Here is a 12,084-nt window from a genome sequence, read left to right on the forward strand (position 1 = left end):
CTCCCTCAGACCGGCATCTTGTCCAAGGCTTCCATGAAATAGGGTTTGAACGCAACGGGATGCTCGGACATCGGAAAATGGCCGAGGTTTTTCATGATGGCGAGCGTGGCACCGGGGATCGCGGCGGCCGTGCGGGTGGCGTCCTGCGGGGTGCAGGTCAGGTCGTATTCACCGCACATGATATGCACCGGCGTTCGGGCGGTATCGATATGCCCGAGGCGCGAGACGAGACTGTCGTCGCGTGTGTAGAAGCTCAGGTCGCCGCGAAACACGCCCGGGCCCGATTGCATGAACATCCATTGCGTGTTCCAGCGTTGCGCGGCGGGCGCCTGTGGCGCGATGTTGGCCGACACCAACGCGGCCCCCATTTCGCCGCCGTGGGCATCGGGGCGGTGGAACCAGTCGATATCGTACCACGCGGGCTGAAAATCGCTCGCCTCGATGGCGATGAAACCGGCAAAGTCCTGCGGGTGCAGGGCGGCGAGTTGCAGCGCGATCCGCCCCCCCATGGAGCATCCCGCGAGGATCGGGCGCGTCAGCCCCAGCGCCTGCAGGACAGCGCGCACGGTTGCGATGTAGCTGTCGGTGGTCAGCAGGTATTCCTGCGTCTCGAACCCTTCGGGGGGCAGCGATTTGCCGTGCCACGGCATGTCGAAGGCGATCACGCGGTGGCGCGCCGTGATTTCGGGGTCGTTCAACAAAAAGCGCCACTGGCGGGTGTCGGCGCCCGCGGTATGCAGACACAGCAGGGCGGGGCCTGTTCCGGCCTCTTCGAAGTAGATCCGCTGGGGCGTGCCGGCACAATCGACCGAAACATAGCGACCGGTGATGGGCTCTAGCATGTGGGCGCCTCGGGTGCGGGGCGGGGCAGCGCCATGACTTCCTTGAAGAACCGCAGATTGCGCACCAGACACAGGATGTCGCCGCCGATGCGGGCGCGCCCGATCTTGGCCAGACCGAAGAGATCGTGAAATCCCGGTGCGGGAAGCGGTTGCCAGAAGGCGGCAAGGGCCTGCGCGTCGACAAAAAAGGCAAAGCGCCACGGTGTCTTGCGGCTCGGCCCCTCGCTGACGCGCAGCAGATGGCCCTTTTCGAAGTGCAGATAGAATTCCATGTCGTCCACGTCGATCAGGACGGTATGCGAAAACAGCGCCCCGAGCCGGTGCAGGTGCGGGTGGGCATCGACCTGACGGGGCAGGGAGGCGAAGATACGGCGCAGCGTGTCGGGGGTCATGGTGTTGTCTTTCTCGCGTAGGCTTGCAGGGCGTCGGGGTCGGGCGTGATGCCAAGGCCGGGGCCACGGGGCAGGTGAACGTGGAAGTCCTTGTAAACGAGCCCGGATTTGGCCAGATCGCGTTCAAGGATAAGGGGGCCAAAATGCTCTGTGCCCCAGTCGAGCGCGGGCAGGGTTGCGAAGGTCGCCAGATGCGCGGCGGCACCGATCGAGCTTTCCAGCAGGCAACCGCCATAGAGCTGCATCCCGTGGGCCGATGCGGTCGCGGCGATGCGTTTGAGTGCGAATGCGCCGCCGGATTTCACCAGTTTCAGCGACAGGACGTGCCCCGCCTCCAGAGCACCGGCAAGCGCGACGTCTTCGGGGGTAAATACGCCTTCGTCGAGCATGATCGGCAGGTCGAAGCGCCGCGCGAGATCTGCCATGCCGCGCATGTGGTGGCCCGCCAGTGGCTGTTCGACCAGTGCGATGTCCAGTTCTTGCAGTGCGGGCATCCAGCGCAGGGCGTCGGCCTGTGTCCACCCCTGGTTGACGTCAACGATCAGCGTTGTGTCGGGGCCCAGCCCGTCGCGCAGGGTGCGCAGGCGCGCGAGGTCGTCGCGGGGGGCGGAAAAGCCCAGTTTGATCTTGAACCGGTTGAAGCGGCGCGCGTCGAGATGGGCGCGCGCCTCTTCGAGTTCTTGCGCGGCATTGCCGGAGGCAAGCGCCCAGATGGCCGCAAAGCTGCTGCGGACCTCGCCGCCGAGCAAGGCGGTCGCGGGCAAATCCAGCGTGTGCCCGACGGCGTCGAGCGCCGCCGTTTCCAACGCTGCCTTGGCCGCGAAATTGCGCGTGGCGGCGGCGGTCATGCGCAGGTGGTTCGCCTCGAAACGGCTCGCATCCTGTCCGATCAGCGCGGGGGCGAGATAGCGGTCGATGGCCGATTTGATCGATTCCACGCTTTCCTCGGCCCAGCGCGGACCGCCCAGCGTGGCCGCTTCGCCATAGCCGGTGGCCCCGCTTTCCAGCGTCAGCGCCACGATCACGACATTCTGCGCCCCGACGGATGTGTTGGACAGCTTGTGCTGCCGCCGTGTCGGGATATCGATGATCTGTGCCGAAATCTCGCGGATGCGCAGGGTGCGTTGCGCCGCGGTTCGCGTGGCCGGGATGCCGCCGGGATGGTTCATCGTGTGCTACTCCGCGGCCTGCGCCATCTGCTTGAGAACAAAGTCGAATTCCATTTCCAGATCGACGCCGTCGCGCCCGGACGGCTGCATCTGGCCGATGAGGCTTTCCTTGACCGCGAACACGCTGTCGCTGTCGAGGTATTTGGTGTCGGCGTCGTAGATCTGCGTGATCAGGGGCTGGTAGCCTGGAACCGAAATCAGGAAGTGGATATGGCCCGGGCGCCACGGATGATGGCCCATGTAGGTCAGCAATTCGCCCGCTGCCCCGTCGTAGGGGATGGGGTAGGGTTCGGGGCGCAGACACACGAAGGCGAACCTGCCGTCGGTGGTGGTTTCGAACCGGCCGCGCAGGTTGTAGTCGGGTTGCTCGGGGTCCTGTTGTTCGTAAAGCCCGTTTGGCGCGTCTTCCCAGACATCGATTGTCACATGCGGCAGCGGATCACCCCGGGTATCGCGCACCTGACCGTGGACATAGACCTTTTCGTGGCCGGGAAAGTCCTTTTGGATGATCGAGGCGCCGTTCGGCAGCACCGGCGCGTTTTCACGGTAGAACGGCCCCAGAACGGTGCTTTCGCTTTCGCCGTCGGTGACTTTGTGGTCCAGCATGTCGACCAGCACCTCGACGCCGAGGATGTCGGCGATCAGGATGAATTCATTGCGTTTTTCGTCCGATATGTCCCCGGCGCGGCGCAGGAATTCGCAGGCATTCAGCCATTCGGCGTGGGTCAGGTTCACGTCTTTGCAAAACCCGTGAAGATGGCGCAGCAGCGCGGTCATGATCTGGGTGTTGCGGTCGGGGATGTCGGTGGACATCGCGCCGGTGACGGCGTCCGTGAGTGTATCGATTGTGATGTTGCGCATCAAAGCCTCCCTCAGCATTCGCGGCCAAAGTTAGGGGAGGGGGCGGCGTCGTTCCAATGCCGCGGCCCGTATTGCGCATTACCTCAAAGGTATCGGGCGGGCCTGTCTGTTGCCGCAGGGGTATGGCGCGACACTTTTCGCGGCATTGCGCGGGACGCCGGTTTTTCCGCTTGGTGAGGGCGGGAGGATCGCAAGATGGCATTGTTGAAGGTTCAGGAGTTGGACAAATCATTCGGCGCGTTGATCGTGACGGACAGCGTGTCGCTGGAGGTCGCCGCGGGGGAAGCGGTGGGCATACTGGGGCCGAACGGGGCGGGGAAAAGCACGCTTTTTGCGTTGATCGCAGGAACGCTGCGCCCTTCGGGTGGCACGGTATGCTGGCGCGGGCGGGATGTTTCGGCGCTGCCCGCGTCGCGGCGCTGCCGGTTGGGCATGGGGCGGTCGTTCCAGATCCCGCATCCGTTTGTCGGGATGAGCGTGTACGAAAATCTGCTGGTTGCGGCATCGTTCGGGGATCGCCGCGGGGCGTCCGTGCAGGGGCGTTGCCGCGATATTCTCGCGCAGACGGGGCTGGCCGCAAAAGCGGATATGCCTGCGGGGGCGCTGGGGTTGCTGGAGCGCAAGCGGCTGGAGCTGGCCCGCGCGATGGCGACCAATCCCGCGTTGCTGCTGCTTGACGAGATCGCGGGCGGGCTGACTCGTGCGGAGTGTGATGCGCTGGTGGCGCTGATCCGAGACCTCAAGGCGCAGGGCATCGCGATCTTGTGGATCGAGCATGTGCTGCATGCGCTGACACAGGTGGTCGACCGGGTGCTGGTGCTCGACCGGGGGCGTCTGATTGCCGATGGTCCGCCGGATGCGGTGCTGGCGCGGGCCGATGTGCGCGAGATTTACCTGGGAGGATCGACCGATGCCGCAGCCGCTGCTTGAGCTGGAAAATGTGAGTGCGCGCTACGGGCCGCTGCGTGCGTTGTTTGACGTCAGCCTGCGGGTCGACGCGGGCGAGGTGCTGGCAATTGTGGGGGCGAATGGCGCGGGGAAATCGACGCTGCTCAAGGCGGTTACCGGTCTGGTGCCCAACAAGGGGCAGATGATCCGCTTTGCCGGACGTGACCTTGGCGGGATGCGCCCCGAAGCGATCCACAGGCTGGGCATTGCGCTGGTGCCCGAGGGGCGGCGTCTGTTTGCATCGCTGACTGTCGAGGAAAACCTGTTGATCGGGGCGCTGGGCAAACGTGCGGGGCCGTGGACGCTGGAGCGTGTTTATGCGCTGTTTCCCGATCTGGAGGCGCGCAAGAGCAGCCCCGGCACGGCCCTGTCGGGCGGCCAGCAGCAGATGGTTGCGGTGGGCCGTGCGTTGATGTCGAACCCCGATCTGTTGCTGTGCGACGAGCTGAGCCTTGGTCTGTCGCCCAAGGTCGTGGGCGATATCTATGCACGGTTGCCGGAAATCCGCGGCACAGGCACCGCGTTGATGATTGTCGAGCAGGACGCGCACCGCGCAAAGGCGGCGGCGGACCGGTTGCTGTGTCTGCAGGACGGGCGTGTCACGTTGGAGGGGGCGGCCGATGCGCTGGACCTGCAGCAGATTGCCGACGCCTATTTCGGCACGCAGGAGGCCGCGTGATGGATATCATCAACGCGGTTGTGCAGGGTGTCCTGCTGGGCGGGCTTTACGCGCTTTTCGCGGCGGGGCTGTCGCTGATGTTCGGGGTGATGCGGTTTGTGAACATCGCGCACGGGGATTTCATCGTCGTCGCGGCCTATCTGGGGTTTACCGCGATTCTGATGCTGGGTCTGCACCCTGCGGCGGGGATCGGGCTGGTGGTTCTGGTGATGGGCGCTGCGGGGTACGGCGGGCAGCGCGTGTTGCTCAACCGTGTGCTAGGCAAGGACATCCTGCCGCCGATCCTCGTGACGTTCGGCATCTCGATCATCTTGCAAAACGGGCTGCTGGAGCTTTACAGCGCCGACAGTCGCCGTGTGTCGTCAGGCGCGCTGGAGACGGCGTCATTCGCGCTGGGCGAGGGGCTGAGCGTGGGGCTGTTGCCGGTGCTGATGTTCGGGGTGGCCGTGGCCGTGATCGGCGGTTTGCATCTGGTATTTTTCAAAACAGCGCTGGGCCGGTTGCTGCGCGCGACGTCCGATGACCCCGAAATCGTGCCCTTGATGGGGGGATCGAATGCGCATGCCTTCGGGCTGGCCACGATGCTGGCGAGTGCGGTGGTGGGGATTGCCGGCATCCTGCTGGCGATGAAAACGAACTTTGATCCCACGATGGGGCCGTCGCGGCTTTTGTTTGCCTTCGAGGCCGTGATTATCGGCGGATTGGGCAGCATCTGGGGCACGTTGGTCGGCGGTATCCTTTTGGGGGTGGCGCAGACGGTTAGTGGATACATCGATCCGGGATTGCAGGTGTTGGCGGGGCATCTGGTGTTCCTGCTTGTCCTCGTGCTGCGCCCGCAGGGATTGATGCCGAAGGGGGGCGCGTGATGACACAGGCGGATTTTTCTGAGCGGATGCCGGTACGGGCGGGCGCGTGGATCGCGGTTGCCGTGGCGGGACTGGGGATGCTGGTGGCCGCGCCGCTTTGGGCGTGGCGGGCGGATCTGCGCCTGATGATGGAGGTGTTCAGTTTTCTCGCGCTGGCGCAGATGTGGAACCTGCTTGCGGGGTATACCGGTCTGATTTCCGTAGGGCAGCAGGCCTTTGTCGGGTTGGGCGGGTATCTGTTTTTCGCCCTCGCGATGTATCTGGACCTGCACCCGCTGGTGGCGATGCCGCTTGCCGCAGTGACGACCCTGTTGATCGCGGTACCGACGGGGTGGATCGCGTTCCGGCTGCAGGGGGCCTACTTTGCCATTGGAACATGGGTCATCGCGGAGGTGTTCCGGTTGGGCTTTGCCCAGATACCGGCGCTGGGCGGTGGATCGGGCATTTCGCTGCCCACGGCCATCGCACGGTCGCTCGCGCAGGGGCGGATGATGCGCGAGTATGTCATGTACTGGATCGCGCTGGGCCTTGCGGTGACGGCGGTGCTGGGGGTGTGGCTCTTGCTGCGCTCGCAGTGGGGGCTGGCGCTGACGGCCATTCGCGACAGCACCGAGGCGGCAGAAAGTCTGGGCGTGCCGACGCGGCGGGTCAGGTTTCTGGTTTATGTGGGGACGGCGGGTTTCACGGCGCTGGTGGGTGCGTTCATCTTTCTGCAAAAGCTGCGGATTTCGCCCGAGGCGGCCTTTAGCGTCAATGACTGGACCGCTTTCGTGATCTTTATCGTCGTGATTGGCGGGATCGGCACGTTGGAAGGGCCGATCATCGGGGTCATCGTTTTCTTTGCCTTGCGCGAGACATTTGCCGATCTGGGGACATGGTACCTGATCGGGCTGGGTCTTACGGCGATTGGCGTGATGATGGTGGACCGGAGGGGAATTTGGGGGGCATTGCGCGCCAGGGGCATGCCGCAGGTTTTCCGGACGCAGCGTAGGTGCCCCGACTGACTGACGGAGGGGCGCGAGACCCATACCGGCAGGGTATCGCACCACAGCATGACCGCGATGCCGCGCTGCGCTAGGCAGGCCCAAAGGAGACCCGTCATGGACAAGAAACCCGCCATCATATGTGTGGCGATCACCGGATCGCTGCCCCGGAAGTCGGACAATCCGGCCGTGCCCCTGTCGATCGCGGAGCAGGTCGAGAGCACGCATGAAGCCTTTGAAGCGGGCGCGTCCATCGTGCACTGCCACGTGCGCGATGATGCGGGGCAACCGACGTCCGATCCGGCGCGGTTTGGCCGCCTGATGGAGGGCATCCGCGCGCATTGTCCGGGGATGATCGTGCAGTTTTCAACCGGTGGCCGGTCCGGTGCGGGCCAAGCGCGTGGCGCGATGTTGCCGTTGCGGCCCGATATGGCGTCACTGTCTGTCGGGTCGGTGAATTTTCCCAGCCGCACCTATGACAATCCGCCCGATCTGGTCGCGTGGCTGGCACAGGGCATGCAGCGGCACCGGATTACCCCCGAGATCGAGGCGTTTGACGTCAGCCACGTTCTGAATGCGATCGCGATGCACGAGGCGGGGCAACTGCCCGGCACGCTGTATATCCAGATCGTGATGGGGGTCGCGAATGCGATGCCCGCGGACCGTGAGGTTTTCGATTTCATGGTCGATCTGATCGAGAGCCGCGCGCCGGATGCGCAATGGTGCGCTGCGGGGATCGGTGCGCAGCAGTTGCGTCTGAATACATGGGCTGCCGAGCGGGGCGGCCATTTGCGCACCGGTCTGGAGGATAATGTCCGGCTCGACCGTCACACGCTTGCGCCGTCGAATGCAGCACTGGTGCTCCGTGCGGTCGAAGCGGTCGAGCGCTGTGGCCGGCGGGTGGCGACACCGCATGAGGCGCGCGCGTTGCTGGGCCTGTCCGCGGCACCCGTGAGCTGACCCATAGCGCCGCCCATCGGGGTATCGCGGGCCGCCCGCGAGACACGCGCGGGGGGGCTGACCGCAAACCGCGTGTAGTCCCGCCCGCCCTGCCGCCGTTTGCGGGCCGCGTCAGCCTTGCAGGCTTTTCACCCCGATCTCGTCCTCGGCCTGTGCCTTGATCGCGAGGGCCGCGGCGTAGGCACCGGCGGCGGTGGTGTAGTAGGGGATCTTGTCATAGAGCGCGATGGAGCGGATGGATTTGCTGTCCTCGACCGCCTGCGCGCCTTCGGTGGTGTTCATTACCAAATGGATGGCCCCGTCCTTCATCATGTCGGTGATGTCGGGGCGGCCTTCGTAGACCTTGTTCACGGTATCGCAGTCGATGTCGTGCGACGCGAGCCAAGCGGCGGTGCCGCGGGTGGCGACGATGCCGAACCCCTGACTGCGCAGGATGCGGGCAGCCGCGACCACGTCACCGGTTTTATCCGCGTCCTTGATCGACAGGAAGGCGCAGCCGCTGCGTGGCAGGATCGTGCCCGCGCCCATTTGTGCCTTGAGGAAGGCGCGGGGGAAGTCGCGGTCCCAGCCCATGACTTCGCCGGTGGAGCGCATTTCGGGCCCGAGGATCGTGTCGACACCGGGGAAGCGGGCGAAGGGCAGCACCGCTTCCTTGACCGAGAACCACGGCATGTCTGGATTGGCCAGCGTCATCGGATCGCCGAGCGGCAGCGTGTCGGAATAGGACGATTGTTCGGGGTAGGGTGCGCGCTGCGGGAAGGTGCTCAGCGGCTCTCCGGCCATGACGCGGGCGGCGATGGAGGCGATGGCACTGTCGGTCGCCTTGGCCACGAAGGGCACGGTGCGCGAGGCGCGGGGGTTGACCTCGATCAGGAAAATCTCGCCGTCCTTGACCGCGAACTGGATGTTCATCAGCCCCACCACGTTGAGCGCCGCGGCCAGCGCGCGTGTCTGGCGTTCGACCTCGGCGATGGTGTCGCGGTCGAGCGAGTAGGGCGGCAGGGAACAGGCGCTGTCGCCCGAGTGCACGCCCGCCTCTTCGATATGCTGCATGATGCCGGCCACATGCACGTCGGTGCCGTCGCTGATGGCGTCGACGTCCAGTTCGACCGCGCCCGCCAGATAGCTGTCGAGCAGCACGGGGCTGTCGCCGGACACGACCACCGCGTCGGAGATGTAGCGTTCAAGCTGGGCCTGATCGCGCACGATTTCCATCGCCCGGCCCCCCAACACGTAGGAGGGGCGGATCACCAGCGGGAACCCGATGTCGGCGGCGATCTCAAGCGCTTCGGCGTCGGAATGGGCGATGCCGTTGTGCGGCTGTTTCAGCCCCAGCGACTGCACCAGATCGGCAAAGCGTTCGCGGTCTTCGGCCAGATCGATGGCGTCGGGCGTGGTGCCGAGGATCGGGATGCCCGCCGCGTGCAGCGCGCCCGCGATTTTCAGGGGCGTCTGGCCGCCGAATTGCACGATCACGCCGTGCAGCGTGCCGTTGTCCTGCTCCACCCGCAGGATTTCCATCACGTGTTCGAACGTCAGCGGCTCAAAATACAACCGGTCGGAGGTGTCGTAGTCGGTGGACACGGTTTCGGGGTTGCAGTTGACCATGATCGTCTCGAAACCCGCGTCGGTCAGCGCGTAGCAGGCGTGACAGCAGCAGTAGTCGAATTCGATGCCCTGCCCGATCCGGTTGGGCCCCCCGCCGAGGATCACGACCTTCTTGCGGTCGGAGGGGCGGGCCTCGCATTCGACCTCGCCCATCAGGGGCGTTTCGTAGGTGGAATACATGTAGGGCGTTTGCGCTTCGAACTCGGCGGCGCAGGTGTCGATGCGTTTGAACACCGCCACGACGCCCAGATCGGTCCGTGCGCGGCGGACGTCGGTTTCTGTCTGGCCCGTCAGGATGGCCAGCCGCGCGTCGGTAAAGCCCATCATCTTGAGATGGCGCATGCCAGTCTCGTCACCGGGCAGCCCGTCTTCGATGATCCGGGCCTCCGCGTCGATGATTTCGCGGATGCGGTCCAGAAACCACGGGTCGAACATGGTTGTGGCGTGGATGTCTTCGTTGCTCATCCCGTGGCGCATGGCCTGCGCGATGGTGCGCATGCGGTCGGGCGTTGTCTTGGAAATGGCCGCCGTGAGCGCCGCGGCATCGGGCGCGCCGGGGATGTCGATGTCGTCAAAGCCGGTCAGCCCGCTTTCCATCGAAGCCAGCGCCTTTTGCAGCGATTCGTGGATGGTGCGCCCGATGGCCATGGCTTCGCCCACCGATTTCATCGCGGTGGTCAGGTAGGGCTCGGAGCCGGGGAATTTCTCGAAGGCAAACTTCGGGATCTTGGTGACGACATAGTCGATCGTCGGCTCGAAGCTGGCGGGGGTGACGCCGGTGATGTCATTGTCGAGCTCATCGAGGGTGAAGCCCACGGCGAGCTTGGCGGCGATCTTGGCGATCGGGAAACCGGTGGCCTTGGACGCCAGCGCCGAGGAGCGGCTGACGCGCGGGTTCATTTCGATCACGACCATGCGCCCGTCGGCGGGGTTCACGGCCCACTGCACGTTGGAGCCGCCGGTTTCCACGCCGATTTCGCGCAGCACCGCGATCGAGTGGTTGCGCATGATCTGGTATTCCTTGTCCGTCAGCGTCAGCGCGGGGGCCACGGTGATCGAATCGCCCGTGTGCACGCCCATCGGATCGACGTTTTCGATGGAGCAGACGATGATGGCGTTGTCGGCGGTGTCGCGCACCACCTCCATTTCGAATTCCTTCCAACCCAGCAGGCTTTCGTCGATCAGGATCTGGCCCATCGGCGAGGCATCCATGCCCGAGCGGCAGTAGAATTCGTAGTCTTCGCGGTTGTAGGCCACGCCGCCGCCGGTGCCGCCCATGGTAAAGGCGGGGCGGATGATCGCGGGCAGGCCGATTTCCTCGAGGTCCTTGAGCGCCAGCGCCACACCGGCGGCGAGGTCTTTCTTGCCGTTGGCGTCCAGCGGCGCGGTGCAGATCGTCGCCTTGGGGTTTTCGATGCCCAGCCGGTCCATCGCTTCGCGGAAGAGTTTACGATCTTCGGCCATTTCAATGGCTTCGCGTTTCGCACCAATCATTTCGACGCCGAATTTGTCCAGCACGCCCATTTCCTCGAGCGCCAGCGAGGTGTTCAGCCCCGTCTGCCCGCCCATCGTCGGCAAGAGCGCGTCGGGGCGTTCCTTTTCGATGATCTTGGCCACGATGTCGGGGGTGATGGGTTCGATATAGGTCGCATCGGCGAGACCGGGGTCGGTCATGATGGTGGCGGGGTTGGAGTTGACCAGAATGACCCGGTAGCCTTCCTCTTTCAGCGCCTTGCACGCCTGCGCGCCGGAGTAGTCGAATTCGCAGGCCTGCCCGATGACAATAGGCCCCGCACCAATGATCATGATCGACTGGATGTCGGTTCTCTTTGGCATGGCGGCAGCCCCTCCGGTGATATGCAAATTGTCGTGGGTTATAGGGATTGGCGGGCGCGGTGCAAGGACGAAAAGGGCCGTGGATGCACGCGTGTGCGTCGTGCAAACCGGGCTGCGCGGAATTTGGTCGGTTCTGGCGGGGTTTGCGGGGCGCGACCGCGCTCAGGCGGTGAGAAACACCCGCAGTGCCGCTTCGAATTCGCGGGGTTTGTCGGCGTGCAGCCAGTGGCCCGCGCCGGGCAGTTTGGCAAAGCGTGCCTGCGGAAAGAGCGATTTGATCTGCGGGCGGTCGTCGGGGCTGACGTAGTCGCTGTCGCCGCCGGTCAGGAACAGCGTGGGGCCATCGAAGCGGCCCTGCACATCGGGCCAGCCGATGATCTTGTCCATCTCGGCCTCGAGCGTGTCGAGGTTGAGCCGCCAGCGTTTGCCCGCCACATCCAGCGACTGGGTGAAAAAGCTCTGCAAGGCGGGCTCCACGCCCGCGGCGGCAAGTTGCGCGTTCGCATCCGAGCGGCGGCTGACGGTGGCAAGGTCGACCTGCCGCATGGCGTCGATCTGGTGGGTTTGCGTGTGGGAGTAGGCCACGGGCGCGATGTCGGCCACCACCAGACGGCGCAGCAGGTCGGGCCGTTGCAACGCCAGCACCATCGCCGCCTTGCCGCCCATCGAGTGGCCGCAGATGTCCACCGGGCCGCCGATATGATCGATCAGCGTGGCCAGATCGCCCGACATGTCGGGATAGCTGTGGCTGTCGGTGTGGTCGCTCTGGCCGTGGTTGCGCATGTCCATCGTGATCACGCGCCGGTCATCCGCGAGCCGTTTGGCGATGACGCCCCAGTTGCGCCCCGAGCCGTAAAGCCCGTGCACGATCAGCAGGGCGGGGCGGTCGGCGGTGGGCGTGTGATCGCCAAATTCGGAAAAAGCCAGCATGCCCCTTGCT

General features: G+C 65.0%; 11 protein-coding genes. 5 read left to right on the plus strand and 6 right to left on the minus strand.

Annotated features, from left to right (window positions below):
• Positions 1-5 precede the first annotated feature (5 nt).
• The 4 genes from K3756_RS04025 to K3756_RS04040 are packed head-to-tail and all read right to left on the minus strand — an operon-like array spanning position 6 to position 3,264.
• Entirely contained in the window at positions 6-842 is an 837-nt protein-coding gene (locus tag K3756_RS04025) for an alpha/beta fold hydrolase (RefSeq protein ID WP_259991147.1), read from the minus strand.
• Positions 836-1,234 (minus strand): hypothetical protein, encoded by a 399-nt coding sequence (locus K3756_RS04030; protein WP_259991149.1) that lies wholly within the window; start codon positions 1,232-1,234, stop codon positions 836-838. The genes K3756_RS04025 and K3756_RS04030 overlap by 7 nt, the downstream gene beginning before the upstream one ends.
• Positions 1,231-2,403 carry a muconate/chloromuconate family cycloisomerase gene (locus tag K3756_RS04035; protein ID WP_259991151.1) on the minus strand — a complete coding sequence of 391 codons (1,173 nt, stop codon included), beginning with the start codon at positions 2,401-2,403 and terminating at the stop codon, positions 1,231-1,233. The genes K3756_RS04030 and K3756_RS04035 overlap by 4 nt, the downstream gene beginning before the upstream one ends.
• Before the next feature lie 6 nt (positions 2,404-2,409).
• Positions 2,410-3,264, minus strand: coding sequence for a dioxygenase (locus tag K3756_RS04040; protein WP_259991153.1), 855 nt, complete (start codon positions 3,262-3,264; stop codon positions 2,410-2,412).
• Between the two features lie 195 nt (positions 3,265-3,459).
• Here K3756_RS04040 and K3756_RS04045 point away from each other — a divergent pair, with 195 nt between their 5' ends.
• From K3756_RS04045 to K3756_RS04065, 5 genes are all read left to right on the plus strand, one after another.
• Positions 3,460-4,194 (plus strand): ABC transporter ATP-binding protein, encoded by a 735-nt coding sequence (locus K3756_RS04045; RefSeq protein ID WP_259991155.1) that lies wholly within the window; start codon positions 3,460-3,462, stop codon positions 4,192-4,194.
• The gene (locus K3756_RS04050; protein WP_259991157.1) at positions 4,175-4,891 is read left to right on the plus strand and encodes an ABC transporter ATP-binding protein; all 717 of its coding nucleotides are present in this window, start codon (positions 4,175-4,177) and stop codon (positions 4,889-4,891) included. Before K3756_RS04045 ends, K3756_RS04050 begins: the two co-directional genes overlap by 20 nt.
• Complete coding sequence (locus K3756_RS04055; RefSeq protein ID WP_259991159.1) at positions 4,891-5,757, plus strand: branched-chain amino acid ABC transporter permease; 867 nt, start codon at positions 4,891-4,893, stop codon at positions 5,755-5,757. The genes K3756_RS04050 and K3756_RS04055 overlap by 1 nt, the downstream gene beginning before the upstream one ends.
• Entirely contained in the window at positions 5,757-6,761 is a 1,005-nt protein-coding gene (locus K3756_RS04060) for a branched-chain amino acid ABC transporter permease (RefSeq protein ID WP_259991161.1), read from the plus strand. Before K3756_RS04055 ends, K3756_RS04060 begins: the two co-directional genes overlap by 1 nt.
• Positions 6,762-6,857: 96 nt before the next feature.
• Complete coding sequence (locus tag K3756_RS04065; RefSeq protein ID WP_259991163.1) at positions 6,858-7,700, plus strand: 3-keto-5-aminohexanoate cleavage protein; 843 nt, start codon at positions 6,858-6,860, stop codon at positions 7,698-7,700.
• Positions 7,701-7,811: 111 nt separating this feature from the next.
• Here K3756_RS04065 and carB read toward each other — a convergent pair whose 3' ends face one another.
• Both carB and K3756_RS04075 read right to left on the minus strand, forming a co-directional pair.
• Positions 7,812-11,144 carry a carbamoyl-phosphate synthase large subunit gene (gene carB, locus K3756_RS04070; protein WP_259991165.1) on the minus strand — a complete coding sequence of 1,111 codons (3,333 nt, stop codon included), beginning with the start codon at positions 11,142-11,144 and terminating at the stop codon, positions 7,812-7,814.
• Positions 11,145-11,306: 162 nt separating this feature from the next.
• Complete coding sequence (locus K3756_RS04075; protein ID WP_259991167.1) at positions 11,307-12,074, minus strand: alpha/beta fold hydrolase; 768 nt, start codon at positions 12,072-12,074, stop codon at positions 11,307-11,309.
• Positions 12,075-12,084 lie beyond the last annotated feature (10 nt).

It is taken from the genome of Sulfitobacter sp. S190 (assembly GCF_025141935.1).
GTDB lineage: Bacteria > Pseudomonadota > Alphaproteobacteria > Rhodobacterales > Rhodobacteraceae > Sulfitobacter.